The 15,871-nt window shown below is 42.7% G+C and carries 11 protein-coding genes; 7 read left to right on the top strand and 4 right to left on the bottom strand.

Annotation, left to right across the window (positions count from 1 at the left end):
* Positions 1-237 precede the first annotated feature (237 nt).
* Positions 238-3,654 (top strand): SusC/RagA family TonB-linked outer membrane protein, encoded by a 3,417-nt coding sequence (locus BF9343_RS03175; protein ID WP_010992139.1) that lies wholly within the window; start codon positions 238-240, stop codon positions 3,652-3,654.
* Positions 3,655-3,676: 22 nt separating this feature from the next.
* Positions 3,677-5,410 (top strand): SusD/RagB family nutrient-binding outer membrane lipoprotein, encoded by a 1,734-nt coding sequence (locus BF9343_RS03170; protein WP_005784821.1) that lies wholly within the window; start codon positions 3,677-3,679, stop codon positions 5,408-5,410.
* Between the two features lie 95 nt (positions 5,411-5,505).
* On the opposite strand, the gene BF9343_RS03165 is transcribed toward BF9343_RS03170, so the two are convergent.
* Entirely contained in the window at positions 5,506-6,924 is a 1,419-nt protein-coding gene (locus tag BF9343_RS03165) for an ATP-dependent DNA helicase (RefSeq protein WP_010992138.1), read from the bottom strand.
* Between the two features lie 96 nt (positions 6,925-7,020).
* Here BF9343_RS03165 and BF9343_RS03160 point away from each other — a divergent pair, with 96 nt between their 5' ends.
* Genes BF9343_RS03160 through BF9343_RS03150 form a run of 3 tightly spaced genes read left to right on the top strand, consistent with a single transcriptional unit; the run spans position 7,021 to position 9,030 of the window.
* Positions 7,021-7,704: a hypothetical protein gene (locus BF9343_RS03160; RefSeq protein ID WP_005813328.1), complete on the top strand. Its 684-nt coding sequence runs from the start codon at positions 7,021-7,023 to the stop codon at positions 7,702-7,704.
* Positions 7,705-7,711: 7 nt separating this feature from the next.
* Positions 7,712-8,506 carry a DUF3822 family protein gene (locus tag BF9343_RS03155; protein WP_010992137.1) on the top strand — a complete coding sequence of 265 codons (795 nt, stop codon included), beginning with the start codon at positions 7,712-7,714 and terminating at the stop codon, positions 8,504-8,506.
* Positions 8,497-9,030, top strand: a complete 534-nt coding sequence (locus BF9343_RS03150; RefSeq protein ID WP_010992136.1) for an RsmD family RNA methyltransferase — start codon at positions 8,497-8,499, stop codon at positions 9,028-9,030. The genes BF9343_RS03155 and BF9343_RS03150 overlap by 10 nt, the downstream gene beginning before the upstream one ends.
* Positions 9,031-9,047: 17 nt before the next feature.
* On the opposite strand, the gene cls is transcribed toward BF9343_RS03150, so the two are convergent.
* The 3 genes from cls to BF9343_RS03135 all read right to left on the bottom strand — a co-directional run bounded on the left by cls (position 9,048) and on the right by BF9343_RS03135 (position 14,039).
* A complete protein-coding gene (cls, locus tag BF9343_RS03145) occupies positions 9,048-10,487 on the bottom strand; it encodes a cardiolipin synthase (RefSeq protein WP_005796243.1) in 1,440 nt (479 codons plus the stop codon).
* A 162-nt stretch (positions 10,488-10,649) separates the two neighbouring features.
* Positions 10,650-13,562 carry a TonB-dependent receptor gene (locus BF9343_RS03140; RefSeq protein ID WP_005796251.1) on the bottom strand — a complete coding sequence of 971 codons (2,913 nt, stop codon included), beginning with the start codon at positions 13,560-13,562 and terminating at the stop codon, positions 10,650-10,652.
* Between the two features lie 72 nt (positions 13,563-13,634).
* Entirely contained in the window at positions 13,635-14,039 is a 405-nt protein-coding gene (locus tag BF9343_RS03135) for a hypothetical protein (RefSeq protein WP_005784807.1), read from the bottom strand.
* Positions 14,040-14,175: 136 nt separating this feature from the next.
* On the opposite strand from BF9343_RS03135, the gene aroB reads away from it, so the two are divergent.
* The gene (gene aroB, locus BF9343_RS03130) at positions 14,176-15,237 is read left to right on the top strand and encodes a 3-dehydroquinate synthase (protein WP_005784805.1); all 1,062 of its coding nucleotides are present in this window, start codon (positions 14,176-14,178) and stop codon (positions 15,235-15,237) included.
* Between the two features lie 12 nt (positions 15,238-15,249).
* Positions 15,250-15,645, top strand: coding sequence for an A1S_2505 family phage non-structural protein (locus BF9343_RS03125; protein ID WP_005784803.1), 396 nt, complete (start codon positions 15,250-15,252; stop codon positions 15,643-15,645).
* Positions 15,646-15,871 lie beyond the last annotated feature (226 nt).

Genomic DNA, 15,871 nt, shown 5'->3' with positions numbered 1-15,871 from the left:
CTTTAGACAACTCATATCCCCTGAGGGTGCATACCCAGAATCCAATACGGATACACGTACGCATCCTCAGGGACATATAAAATAATTCTCAAAAAAGTTAGTAACTGAAGTAAGTGTTTCTTTCGGGACACTTGTTTTATTAACATCAAGGGTACAAAAGCCGTTGACTTATATTATAAATACAATGCTTAAACCTTGTATGTTTTTAAAGTTAACTAATTAATTTAATTATAGTCAATGAAAAACAAAATCCTATTTCAAAGACCCAGGCTGCTCAAAGCATCGCTGGTTCTTCTTTTAGCTGCCGCTCCTATCCAGTGGTCATTTGCACAATTCACATTTTCAACTTCCCGCACTACATTGGGGCAAGTCATCAAAACGGTGCAATCTCAGTCTAAGTATCAATTCTTTTATGATGACCAATCGTCAAACATGCCGATTGAGAATCTGAACGTAAAGAATGTAAGCCTGGAACAACTGTTGAATACTGCGCTCAAAGGCAAAAACCTGACATACAAAATCGAGGATAACATTGTTTATCTGTCTCAGGCTTCCAAACAACAGGATCCGGTTCAGGCATCGGCCAAACGTCAGATCAGCGGTACGGTTGTAGATGCTAACGGCGAGGCGCTGATCGGCGTCAATGTATCTGTTAAGGGTACCAGCACAGGAGCCATTACCGACCTGGAGGGTAAATACACCCTGACTGTCAATGATCCGAAAGCTGAAATCGTATTCTCCTATATCGGATACAAACAACAAGTGTTGCCCGCTAAAGAAAGCATTCTGAATGTAACGATGAGTGAAGATACCCAGATGATCAGTGAAGTGGTTGTAACCGCTTTGGGCATCAAACGTGAGAAGAAAATGTTAGGATATGCCGTACAGGAAATCAAAGGCGACCAACTGAACCAGACAGGGGATCCTTCAGTGACCAGTGCATTGCAAGGTAAAGTAGCCGGTCTGCAAATGAATACAGCCGGAACTGGCCTGGGTGGTTCTACCAAGATTACAATCCGCGGTAACTCTTCTCTCGCAGATAACAACCAGCCGCTCTGGATTGTAGACGGTGTACCGTTCAGTGACAATAATAACTCGGATGCTACCTATTACGGTGGTGTCGACCGTGGTGGTTCGTCCGTCGATATCAACCCGGAAGATATTGAATCGATCTCTGTACTGAAAGGTCCGAATGCCGCCGCTCTCTACGGTTCGCGTGCCGGTAACGGTGTGATCTTGGTCACAACCAAAAAAGGTAGCAAGAAAGATGGATTCGGAGTACGCTATAGCGGCAACTTCACTTGGAGCCAGGTAGCCGAAACTCTTGAAATGCAAGATCGTTACGGACAGGGCCACATTGTGACTCAGGATGAAAACAAGAATCCTCTGTCTCAATATTATGCCAAATATGATCCGACAGACTCTTCCAGTTGGGGACCGGTATTGGACGGAAGCATGCAGAAAGCCTGGAACGGCGATACCTATGCATTCTCTAAATACGGCAACAAACTGAAAGATTACTTCGATACCGGTTTCGCGCAAAACCACAATGTATCGGTGAGCAACGTAACAGATAAATCGCACTTTCGTGCTTCTTTCGGCAGCTCGAACAATAAGGGCGTATTCCCGAACGAGAAGCTCAACCGAATCAACCTCGACCTGAATGCCGGAATGGAAATGAACAAATATCTCTCTATGGACGGAAAGATTTCACTTTCACGTACCAAAGCAGAAGATCGTCCTTACTTCGGTACTTACGGAGCAATCGCTCAATTGATGGGTATTCCTAACAATATTCGCCTGGACGACCTGAAACAATATTCGACAGATGGCAATGCACACGTAAACTGGACAGGTCCTACTGCCGGTATCCGTAACCCTTATTACGTCCTGAACCAGCGCCACAACTCTGACGAACGTTGGAGAGCATTCGGATATTATGGAATGAAAATCAACTTTACTGACTGGTTGCACTTGTCTGCCAAATATGCATTCGATTATTATCGTACCCGAATCGAAGAAACGAACGCAGGTGACGGTATCAACGGTGAGAGCAGTATCAAAGATATCACCGATGACGAAATGAACCGCGAGGAGCAGAACTTCTTCGAATCGAACGCAGAAATCGTATTGATGGGTGACAAACAGCTGACTGACAATTTCCGTTTGGGATTCACGGTAGGTGGTAACTTCATGTACCAGAATTATGAATCACTGAATGCCGGCGTACGCAATATGCTGGATAAGGGACAATGGATTTTCAATGCAGCCAATATGCTGAACACTGCCGGAGAAACCGGACATGAACGCGCAACAAATTCAGTATTCGGATCTTTGCAACTCTCTTGGAAAGAATATCTGTCACTAGACTTGACTGCCCGTAACGACTGGTCGTCTACACTGCCGAAGAAGAACAACTCTTTCTTCTACCCGTCTGCCAACTTAAGTTTTGTCGTTTCTGATTTTGTCCGTTCACTGGACAAAACACTGCCCAACTGGCTGACTTTCGCCAAGGTACGTTTGTCTGCCGCACAAGTAGGTAAAGATACGGACCCGTATCAGTTATACAATACGTACGGATTTAAATTTGAAAAAGGTGAGCTGATTCCAAGCAAATCGAACGTGAAAATGAACGACCAGCTGAAACCGGAAATCTCTTCTTCTTACGAAGCAGGTTTGGATATGAAGTTCCTCAACAACCGTTTGGGATTTGACTTTACCTATTATTATAGCCGCACGAAGAACCAGATCATGAAAGTGCCCGCCGCTGCTCCCTGGAGTGGAGGTAAATGGGTCAATGCCGGTCTGATCACCAACAAAGGTTTCGAAATGATGATCTACTCTACACCGGTACAATTGAAAGACTTCTCTTTCGATCTGAATGTCAATCTGGCCAAGAATGTATCGAACGTAGAAAAACTGGCTGACGGTGTAGACTACATCTACTTCAATGGCGACTCTAACTTCCCGATCAACGTAGGTGCACGCCCGGGTCACAAATTGGGTGAAATCTATGCCAAGACTCTCTACAAACGTGACGAACAGGGCAACATCATTATAAATAAAGAGAACGGCTTGCCTATGACGACCACAGATGCTGACGAACGCCTGGCTAAACCTATCGGCAACATCCAGCCTAACTTGCTGATGTCTGTATCTCCGTCGTTCACCTACAAAGGCATTACACTGTCGGCCATATTCGATATGAAATTCGGTGGCGATATCATCTCTATCTCCGAAATGAACGCAACAGGCTCGGGTATGGCTAAACGTACTATGAATCGTGGAGAAAGCGATAACTTTATGATGATCTTCCCGGGTGTATACGAAGACGGAACACCCAATACTCAGAAGATCTCAGCATCCAACTATTACGGAGCACAGAACGCAGAAGACTTTATCTATGATGCTTCTTTCATCAAGCTGAAGGAACTGGCCATCGGCTATACATTCCCCAAAAGCATGCTGAAGAAAACGCCGATCAACTCGCTGAATGTTTCGTTCGTAGCACGTAACCTGGCTTATCTGTTGAAACATACTCCGGGAACAAGTCCGGAAGGTGGTTACGACACAACCATGTTCTCTCAAGCCATCGACTTTATGGCTGTACCTTATACCCGTACATTCGGATTCTCAGTTAACCTTGGTTTCTAATTTTATAAATTAAAGATACAGTATGAAAATCAAAATATACAAATCGCTTGCCATGTGCACTCTCCTGTTAGGACTGGCTGCATGTAATGATTTCGAAGAAATGAATACCGATCCCTACGCACCGGTATACGATCCGGAAATAATCGGTGCCACACCTGACGGAATCGATATCGACTACGAACTGACACCCAGTGCACTGAAAAGCCTTCAAGGCACGGAAAGCGCCATCGGTTCGGTGTTCGCCAACCTAACTTACGAAGGACTGTATAATGATTATCAGGTTACGACCAACCTGACTCATGACATCTACGCTGCTTACTTTGCCAACAACGTTAGCGGATTCGTGACCAACTCGCCTACCTACGGTTATAACGACGGATGGTCCAAAAGACGCTGGGAGCACTTCTACGATAACCGCACTGTAGAAGAATACAGTCAGTTGATCAAAACATTCTGGTTCTGCGGAAAAGAACGCTATCACAATGCGTTCTATATGACCCGTATCTACTACGCATTCCTGATCTCTATGCAAACAGACACTTATGGAGCCATTCCATTGGAATACTACGTAAAAGGTGCAATGCCCACAGACGAGAAAGTGAAATACATGGATCAGAAAGATGTATACGACGTTATCTTTAAAATGCTCGATCAGGCCATCACTGCACTGCACAACACTCCTTCTACTGCACAATACAGCCTGGGTGAAAACGACAAGTGCTTTGGAGGCGACAAAGACAAATGGCTTCGTTTTGCCAATACCCTTCGTTTACGATTGGCACTACGTGTATCGAATGTAGATCCCCAACTTGCTAAAGAACAGGGTGAGAAAGCCATGGCCGACCCTGCCGGATTGATGCAAAACGATGATGATAATATGAAGCAGACTCCCAAATACTCGTACATCACGGGTGGTAACGAAAACATCTACACACTTCTGTACAACTGGAGTGCTAACGTAGTGTTATCCAAAGAAATGGAACGAGCTTATAAAGAACAATCGACCATTCTCGACCCACGTTGCGAAATATTGTGGTGGAGACCGACCGCTCTTGAGGACCTGAACCAAACCGAACCCAAAGAAGACATGACAAAAGACTTCAATGGTTGCGAAAACGGTGAGACTTCATTGGGAGGAAGCTACACAACGACTTATTCTCCAAGCCGTGTATTCATCAAGCAAGATCAGAAAAAACTCGACCGCAAACATTGGTGGTGTTATGCACGCGAAATAGTATGGCTGGGTTACTCCGAAAGCCTGTTCCTCCGGGCAGAAGCCGCTCTCCGAGGATGGGCCGGTGCTAAAGGTACCGCTGAAGATCTCTATAAGGAAGGCATTGAAGCTTCCTTCAACTACTATCAGATTGGTGCTGACGAGGAAGGACAAGAAAAGATCAGCAAATACATGGAAGGATTGAAAGGCTTACAAGCCTTCAAGAGTGGTGACAGAGAAGCACAGTTGGAACAAATCATCACCCAGAAATGGATTGCCGTATATCCCAACGGTAACGAAGGATGGGCAGAGTTCCGCCGTACAGACTATCCCCGCTATATGAAAACACCTAAAGGAGGCAATAACTCAGGGGGTGAAGTTGCAAACGGGAAGTTCATCAAACGCCTGAGATACCCGGACAGTGAAGTATCTAACCCGAACCGTCCGAAAGATGTAGATACACAGGGAACTCGTTTATGGTGGGACGTAGCCGACACCAATGATGATGGAGGCAATTACGTTACCCCAAACAACTTCCGCTAAACAACGAGATTCATATTCATGCACTGACAATAAATTAAGTTACACAAAAGAAATAGGGAGCCCGAGATGGGTTCCCTGTCTTATTTATAGTCCGGTCACTCTATTTGCTCTTCCGGATAATTCACCAAATAGAGAGTTTTCGATGCACGCGTAAAAGCTGTATACAGCCAACGGAAATAATCAGGTGTCAGATACTCATCCGACATATACCCCTGGTCAAGAAAAACATTTTGCCATTGCCCGCCCTGCGCCTTATGACAGGTCACCGCATAAGCGTACTTCACCTGTAGAGCATTGTAGTGTGGGTCAGCCTTCATTTTTTTCATTCGCTCCCGCTTGACGGTGATGTCCACATAGTCTTCAAGTACAGAATAAAAAAGCCGGTCGTTTTCTGTTTTGGGTAAAGCAGGTGCATCCGAATGAAGCGTATCAAGCAACAAATTAGCTTCCAACTCAAAGTCATTTTGATCGGGAAACGCAAGAAGTACTTCAGCAAACCTGAAACCATACAGTTCACGAGTACGCCTCACCCGACGAACCACAGCAATCTCTCCGTTCGCTATAAAATCCATTTCTTTATACTTCTCTGTCCAGAAGTAATTATTCTTCGCTACCATGAGTAAGTCACCCGTATTCAGTTCATCTTCCCTGTAAAGAATCTGAGCACGTATACCTTTATTATATATGTTAGCCCGTTTATTGGAACGGCATACCACAATCGTCTCGTCCATTCCGTCTTTTTCGTAGCAGTCGGTCAGGGTATCGATCAACTCGTCGCCACGTACCACCTGTATATCCGGAAATCCGCTTACTTTTATCTTAGGCAGCGAAAAACACTCGTCTTCAGCAATCAACTGCCGAATCTGAGTGGCATTCCATAAAATACCGGACGACTGAACCTGACGTACCACCTGTGTGAGATCAACCTCTATGACATTCAGTCCATATCCTTTCAATGCCTCGGTAGCAAGTGCCGGACTTTGCTCTTCTCCTACCGGAGGCAACTGAGCCGTATCTCCCATCAACAATAAACGACACCCTGCACCGGAATAGACAAACTCCACCAAATCATCCAACAGACGTCCGGTACCGAACATCGAACCGGACAAACCTTCATTCGAAATCATGGAAGCCTCATCTACAATATATAATGTATGAGTAGTCAGATTATCATTAATTGAAAAATTACTTACTTCATTCGAAAAAGACTGCTGCCTGTATATCTTTTTATGAATGGTAAAAGCCGGGTGTCCTGCGTAAGCAGAAAATACTTTAGCCGCTCTTCCCGTAGGAGCCAGTAAAACCGATTTCTGTTGTAACTTATCCATCGCTTTCACTAAGGCCCCGACAAGAGAAGTCTTTCCTGTTCCCGCATATCCACGAAGCACAAAAACCGTATCATTAGCCGTAGAAAGTAGAAACTCCGAAAGAGATTTTACAGCTATTTCTTGCTCAAAAGTTGGCTGATAAGAAAAATTTTCCTTAATTTGCCGCTCTAAATAGTTATTTATCATTTTTGTACGAGAAAAAAGTTACAAGAACTATCGTTAATTAGATTTATTTATTTTATTTTTGCGCTACGAATATAAACTAAAAAAAACATATTTATCATGAAAACAGTATTTAATATCGTACTAGGTGTATGCGCCATTGCTTTGGTTTACATTTGCTATGCTAGTATCATGGGTCCTATCAACTTCGAAAAAGCTAAAAAGCACAGAGACAAAGCAGTTGTTGCCCGCTTGATTGATATTCGTAAAGCTCAGGCAGAATATCGTAACATTTACAAGCAGTATACTGCAAGCTTTGACACACTGATCGATTTCGTTAAGACACAAAAGATTCCTTTCGTATCTAAAGAAGGCGTATTGAGCGACAAGCAGCTGGAAGACGGTATGACTGAAAAGAAAGCCATGGCTCTGATCAACAAGGCTAAAAAGACTAACAACTGGAAAGAAGTTGAAGCTGCCGGCCTGATGGGCTTCAAACGTGATACAATATGGGTTGCCGTAACAGATACGATCTACGATAAGTCATTCAATGCAGACTCTTTGAGATATGTTCCGTTCGGTAATGGTGCACAGTTCGAAATGTACACTAAAAACGATACAACTAAATCAGGAGCTCCTATCTTCTTGTTCCAGGCCAACACTCCATATGATGTATACTTGAACGGACTTGACAAGCAAGAAATTGCAAACTTGAAAGACCTTCAAACCAAACTGGGTAAATACGCAGGTTTGATGGTAGGTTCTATCGATACTCCTAACAACGGAGCAGGTAACTGGGAATAATCCGAATATGCCCGATAGAGCAATTGCAGAAACGATTGACTTTGGTAAATCGGAACAATATACATTGTCCATCCGTCTTAGTACGGATGGATTTTCTTTTTCTATCTACAATCCGATTCACGATAGTTCGCTCTCTTTCTTTGAGAAGGAGGTCGAGGCTTCATTATCTCTTACAGCCAATCTCAAACAGGCTTTCCGTGAATTGGACTTTCTGAATCATACTTACAAACGGGTAAACATTCTGATGGCAGACAAGCGTTTCACCCTAATCCCCCTTGAACTGTTTGAGGATGATCAGTCCGAAATGATATTCTACCATAACCACACTCCCAAAGAAAATGAAACGGTAAAATATAATATTTTAAAAAAGAATAATGCCGTAGTCATCTTCGGTATGGACAAAAGTACTTGCCAGTTCTTATCCGATCAGTATCCTGAAGCAAGATTTTATTCACAAGCAGCTCCATTAGCAGAATATTTTTCGGCGAAAAGCAGATTAGGCAACAGTAAAAAGATATATGCTTCTATTCGCCGTGATGCCATCGACTTTTTCTGTTATGAACGTGGACATCTGCTTCTTGCCAATTCATTTGAATGTCGCAAAACAGGTGACCGAATCTACTATCTGCTCTATCTCTGGAAGCAGTTGAATTTTGATCAGGAACGGGACGAACTTCACCTGACAGGTGCATTTTATGATAAAGAGAAACTAATGCAGGAGTTACGTAAATACATACAGCAGGTATTCATAATGAACCCTGCAAGCAATATTGACATGCAAGCCTTATTAACATGCGAGTAATCAGCGGAATATATAAAAGAAGAAGATTTGATGTGCCCAGAACCTTCAAGGCACGTCCGACAACAGATTTTGCCAAAGAGAATCTGTTTAATGTATTATCCAATTACATGGATTTTGAAGAAGGCATTGTTGCTCTCGATCTGTTTGCCGGTACAGGCAGTATCAGTATAGAGCTGGTTTCACGTGGGTGTGACCGCGTCATCAGTGTGGAGAAAGACGGAGCGCATCATGCTTTCATCAGCAAAATCATGAAAGAGGTGCAAACAGACAAATGCCTGCCTATCCGTGGAGATGTATTTAAATTCATAAATGGCAGTCATGAACGGTTTGATTTCATTTTTGCCGATCCTCCCTATGAACTAAAAGAGTTGGAAACAATTCCGGATTTAATTTTCAAGAACAACCTGCTGAAAGAGGATGGTCTGTTCGTTCTGGAACATGGCAAAAAGAATAACTTTGAAGATCATCCCCACTTTATAGAAAGAAGGGTATACGGAAGTGTCAATTTTTCCTTCTTCAGATAGATTGAAGAAGGTTTTCCTTATAGCAACGGAGCCAATAATCGAACTACAGACTCCATTGCCTTCTGACGCGAAGAACGTTTTTCCCAGCTCTTCAGGAAAATCTGAGTACTTTCCCGCTGATCCTGCAAGAAAATCTCCCGCATCTGCAATGCTGTCTCCATATCGTACATAAAGGCATTTACTTCAAAATTATGTTCAAAACTACGGAAATCGAGATTGGTAGACCCCACTGTCGAAAGCATATCATCCGAAACCATTAATTTAGAATGCAGGAAACCCTTTTTATAAAAATAGACCTTGACTCCTGCACGCAATACATCTGCCAGATAAGAACAGGAGCCCAAATGTGTAACACGATTATCCGCATGCTCAGGCAACATTAACCGGATATCTACTCCTGCCAATGCAGCAGTCTGCATTGCACCCAAAATTTGTTCGGTAGGTAAGAAGTAAGGCGTCTGCATATAGAAATATTTCTTAGCACCGGATATGGCTACTGTCAACCCTTGCATAATCTCTTTCCAGGGACCGATCGGTTCACTTGTCACAATCTGTACCAAAGAATTGCCATAAGCTTCTATCTTAGGAAAGTAGCGCGAAGCAGTGATCAGAGTGCGATCCACGAAATACCAATCGAGCAAAAAAGCAGTCTGAAGACCATGTACCGCTTTTCCTTCAAGCAATATATGCGTATCTCTCCAGATTCCCCACGAAAAGCCACGCATATAACGTTCGGCAAGATTCATTCCACCGATAAATCCAATACGTCCGTCAATCACCACAATCTTCCGGTGATTGCGATAATTCACTTTACTCGTGAACAAGGGAAAACGGACCTTCAAAAAACTGCGTACCTCAATTCCTGCATCTCTCATCTCTTCGAAAAAGCGATGAGGAACATGCCAACATCCTACATCGTCATAGATCACACGCACCTCGACTCCCTCCCGCGCTTTCTCGATCAGTACATCACGTACCAATCGTCCCACAGGATCATCCTCAAAGATGTAATATTCCATATGAATATGAAGCCTCGCCTTTTGCAGCTCTCTCAACAGAGCTTGTAGTTTAGAATATCCGCCAGTGTAAATATCGACCCGATTTCCCTCAAACGGAAAAGCCTGGTTCGTATTCTGGAACAGCTGTATCAGCCGTGCATATTCCTTCGGCGTTTCACAGCAGTTCTGCGCCAAATACTCTGCCATCGGTTTTTTAAGCAAACGGTCATAACTTTTCTTACCGATAATCTTCTCACGCCTTTGGCTACGCCCAAAAAAGAAATAGAAAACCAACCCTACAACCGGAAGAAACATCAGGATCAGAATCCATGCCATTGTCTTCACCGGATTACGATTGTCGAGAATCACGATGACAATCGTACCGATAATAGCCCCGAAATAAATAATATCAAAGGCAACGGTAGCTATTACACTTGCTATGTAGTTCCAATCTATCATATTCTCCCTCCGCGGATTATACAAAGAACAAATGTATGGAAAATATCGGATACGAACAACAACTGTCCCGATTCAAAACGATAATCCCTCCGGACCGATACAAAATTAAAGAGATTTTGCATCGGTCCGGAGGGAAGTTGCCTGTGTTAACAAGATATCTTATTAAAAGCGGGGATGTCCGCCACCAAAGCCACCGCCGGGACCTCTACCGGGTCCACCAAAACCTCTTCTACCACTATTCATCATCTTTTCTCGAGCAGCTTTACTGCCGAAGATATTCAGACGGTAGATAAAGTGTACCATACAGTAACTATTAATACCGTTATATTCGGATACCGAACGCATATCGGCTGACAATGAACGGCTGATGTTACTCTGTTGTCTCAAAATATCATAAACCTCAAAACTAACAGTAGCAGCACCTTTCAGCAATGACTGGGCAAGTTGTGCATTCCAGATAAGTTCGTCACGGTTCATGCTTGAGTCACGATAGCCGCGACGACTTTGATTGGCGATGTTTGTAGCCAAAGTCATTTTCCAAGGCATCGTAATATTGGTACTTGCTCCATAAGAATATGTATAAGGTTCCTGATTGTTCTCCGGACGAAGTTTATTGCGTTCGGCTGTGTAATTGATCGAACCGTTCAAAGAAAATTCAAACCAATCATTGCGATAGGAACCTGTTACTCTCTCACCTAATGTCAGGCCTGTACTTGTATTTCTATCATTGTTTTTCGTATCCTGATTATAAAGGAACGCCACATTATTCTGGTAGTTCACATTAGTGAAAGTATTAATCGTATACTTCTTATTCTTTAAAGCTGTATTGAAACCGAACATACCAAACGCATTCCAATTACCATTGATATTCTCCGGTCGTGTAATCAATCCACCGGTTTCTTCATTATAGCGAGTACTGTTACTGATGCTGTTCTGTGTAGCTGTAAAGCTAAAGTGAGTCATGATTCCACGCTGTTTCTCTGCATTATATGTATTATAGAACAAACGCATCGTATGTGCAAAAGAAGGCTTCAATCCGGGATTACCCATACGTATATTCAACGGATTGGAGTTATCGGTTATAGGCAATAAGTTCTCCATAGTAGGCTGATTGCTACGTCCCCGATAGGTGAAACGCAACTGACTAACTTTTGAGAAACGAAAACGCAAGTCCATATTCGGTGCGAAGTTGAATACAGTACGTGTTGTATCAATCATATAGTCTCCTTTTTTATAAGACAAGGTAGAATTCTGTGGTTGGAAAGACATGCCCACATTCAACTGATACTTCGGACGAATGAAACGCAACCCCACTGAAGCGTCATGGTTATAATAACGATATTCAGCATTCTTGCTCAAGCTGTCCACTGCATGAGACTCATACCCGGAAGGGAGAGCTCCGCCGATAGCCCAGTCCGGATAATCGAGCAAATCGAACGTGGTCTTGTCACTCTTGCTATATTTATACTGAAACTGATAACTGAACTGCAAGAAAGTGGCCTTGGCAATGGGTTCGCTATAAGTCACTTGGGCCGTATAGTTATAGTTGCGTGTAGGAGTTGTAATATATTGATTACGATATAGGATAGAGTCACCTCCCAAATGATTCAGCAATTGGTAATAACGTGTTTCAGACTGTGTATACTGATCGTTATCATTATCACCATATCCAAAGACTCCACGGAAAGTCAGGTTACGTCCTCTATTATTCAATTTTCGGTTAACCTGTAAAGTGGCGTTTCCCGAAAGACTTTTGCCTTTAGACAACGAAGCACTATTGGTGGCATTCACACGAATGTCTTTCAACGGATCGTCAGACAAATTATCAAAATTCAGATAATCATTTGGATTTACGATCAGATTGAAAGGATCTTCATTGAAAGTGCCCGATTCAGAGCGAGAAGCATTATTTGTCCTCCCATAGGAGAAATTAGGGCGAAAGATAATATTTGTCAAAGTATCCGGTTTCCATTCCATACGGAAGTCAGCATTCAGGTTTGTTCCTTTATTCCGGTTCTTATTATTCGAATTAGAATATGAATTGCCATTCTGAAGGAAACGTTCGGAAGAATTGATACTTGAGATATCAGCATCCTGGAAGTTATATCGTACACTACCTCCCAGTTCTAGCTTGTTGGTCTGGGTCGCAAAGTTGGCACCCAACATTTTAGTAGCATTCAAGCCATTGTTACTACGCCAGCGCGGACCGCCACCCCCTCCGGAGAATCCCTGATCATTTACATTATTCGCCGAGCCTATAATAGAGAACTGGGTTTTATCGACAAAGCGGTTCAGCATCATTCGTCCGGTATAGCGATCTTTAGTACCGGCTCCCAAATCTGCATTACCAAACCATCCCTGATTCATCCCTTTTTTCACTGTCAAGTCGAGTACCGTTTCTTCTTCACCGTCATCAATCCCCGTCACACGTGCCAGATCCGACTTTTTATCATAAGTTTTCAGTTTATCGACCATGTCTACCGGAAGATTCTTCAAACCGGTTTTCACGTCTCCACCGAAAAACTCCTTACCATCAACCATAATTTTCTTCAGATCCTTACCATTGATTTTCACATTACCGTCATCATCAATTTCAGCACCCGGAAGTTTCTTGACCAATTCTTCCAACATAGCCCCCTCAGGTGTACGGTAAGCACTGGAATTGTACATTAACGTATCTTCTACAACCGTCACTTGCGGAGCTTCTGCTACCACAACCGCTTCTTGCAGCATGACAGCATCAGTTGCCAGTTCAATATTCCCCATCTTTTTTGCAGGAACATTAGCTGTTAGCTGCACAGGAATAATTTTGGTGACATACCCGATGAAAGATACTTTAAGCAGATATTTTCCCGGTTTCTGCTTGGATAAAGAAAAGTAGCCTTGTGTCGAAGTGGTCATACCCGCTACCTGAGCACTGTCAGGGAGAGATAATAACTGCACAGCAGCGAGTTCGACCGGTTCCTTCGTACCGGCCTCTATTACACGGCCCGATACGGTTACAATTTTGTTTTGCGCATAAGTGGATAGGGTAGCTGTCAGCAGCAACACCGTCCAGATCAATAGTTTCTTCATTTGCCTGTAGGTTGAATAATAACAATCGTTTGTTTGACAACCTTCAAAGCAAAAGGTTTAATTTAAACACAATTATCTTTTAAAGATTTTATCGATTCGCGCTTTTTGCATACCAAATTCAAGGCAGAGTACATTGATAATAAGAAAAATAAGAAAAGAAGAGGTATCTACGGTCATGATATCTCCTGTTGCTACCCGATAAAGCATCCCGCCAAACAAAAAAAGTACAGTCAGAAAAATAGCATTACGAGTAGCTTTGTTCCGTATAATCTCTGTTTCACGACCTTCATTACGTGATAAAGCAAAAATAATCATCATTGCTCCCAATATCATCAGCAGTTTAATACACTCTTTATAAAATAATAAGTTACTGTCCGTTACCATTCCTTGCATCAATAACAGGAATGGAATAAACATAGAAATAACAAGAATCACATATCCTAAAGGACGGCAGAATACAGGTAATAATGCTTTCATTTTATCTAAATTTAATGTCACAAAGATAGCTTTTTCTCACAAACAGAACCCCATGTTTTACATTTTTAAGTGCTAAGTTTCACTATTTATCTCCGAACTCCTATCTTTGCAGTACATAAAAAAACATAGAACCATTATGAGTAAACAAGAAGTCATCCTTTGTGAAGATCTGGAAAGTAGTCTTAAACGTGCCATCGACAACTGCCCACACGACCGCCTGTTCATTCTCACTGACGATCATACTCACCGTCTCTGCCTTTCTCAACTGGCAGGCTTATCAATCCTGAAAGATGCTGTCGAAATCACCATCGGAGCCGAAGACGTACATAAAACACTCGAAACCCTGGCCTCTGTCTGGCAGGTATTAAGTGAAAAAGGCGCTACCCGTCACTCGCTCCTCATCAATCTCGGGGGCGGAATGGTCACTGATTTAGGTGGATTTGCAGCCGCAACCTTCAAACGCGGCATTGCCTATATCAATATTCCCACCACCCTGCTGGCAATGGTAGATGCTTCTGTTGGCGGGAAAACCGGCATTAATTTCAACGGATTGAAAAACGAGATAGGTGCCTTTGCACCGGCAGCCAGTGTATTAATCGAAACAGAGTTTCTCCGTACACTCGATGCACATAATTTCTTTTCGGGATACGCCGAGATGCTAAAACACGGACTGATCAGCAACACCTCTCACTGGGCTGAACTGCTTGCATTCGATACGGAGAAGATGGATTACGGATATCTGAAAAAATTGGTAGGCCACTCCGTACAAGTGAAAGAAGATATAGTGGAACAAGATCCATTCGAACACGGCATCCGCAAAGCATTAAACCTGGGACATACCGTAGGACACGCTTTCGAAAGTCTGGCGCTTGCTGAGAATCGTCCGGTTCTTCACGGATATGCCGTAGCTTGGGGCATTGTTTGTGAACTCTATCTGTCACATCTCAAAGCCGGCTTCCCAAAGGAGAAAATGCGTCAGACCATCCAATTTATAAAAGATAATTATGGAGCTTTCCACTTCGACTGTAAGCAATACGACCGTTTATACGAATTCATGCAACATGATAAGAAAAACAGTGCAGGTGTCATAAATTTCACACTCCTAAAGGAAATCGGCGATATCAGTATCAACCGGACAGCAGATAAAGATACCATTTTCGAAATGTTCGACTTCTATCGGGAATGTATGGGAATGTAGAAAATAAGATAAATGAAACAAAGAGTTACCTCCAATCACATCGAACGATTGCAACCCAATGAAATATTCGTTTTCGGCAGCAATCTGTCCGGGCATCATGGCGGTGGCGCCGCCCTTTTGGCAATGAACAAATGGGGTGCCATCTGGGGACAAGGTGTAGGTTTGCAAGGACAAACTTACGGAATACCGACCATGCAGGGTGGAGTAGAAACAATCCGCCCTTATGTAGACGAATTTATTCAATTTGCAAATAAACATCCGGAAATGACTTTTCTGGTTACGGAAATAGGATGTGGCATAGCCGGATTTACTCCTCAAGAAATAGCTCCACTATTTGCTAAAGCCACAACTACAGAGAATATCCACCTCCCACAACGGTTCTGGGATTTATTAGAAAGAATCCCATAACACATTATTTATCAAAAGATTATATTGTTAATTATTTATTTCTAAAAGATTAGTTTTAACGCTCTGTTAAAACTAATCTTTTAGAAACAGATCACTTGTTCTTTGTTGATAAAGAACAAGTGATCTGCAAAAAAAACGTTCAACCTAAAACTTTCAAATTAACAATGTTAATTAGATTACTACTTCCCAGAGCGCTTCCTTAGCAAGAAAAAACAAATTAAAAGAA

The organism is Bacteroides fragilis NCTC 9343 (assembly GCF_000025985.1).
GTDB lineage: Bacteria > Bacteroidota > Bacteroidia > Bacteroidales > Bacteroidaceae > Bacteroides > Bacteroides fragilis.
The sequence above is the reverse complement of the archived record's forward strand: the minus strand, read 5'-3'. Positions and strand labels throughout refer to the sequence as shown.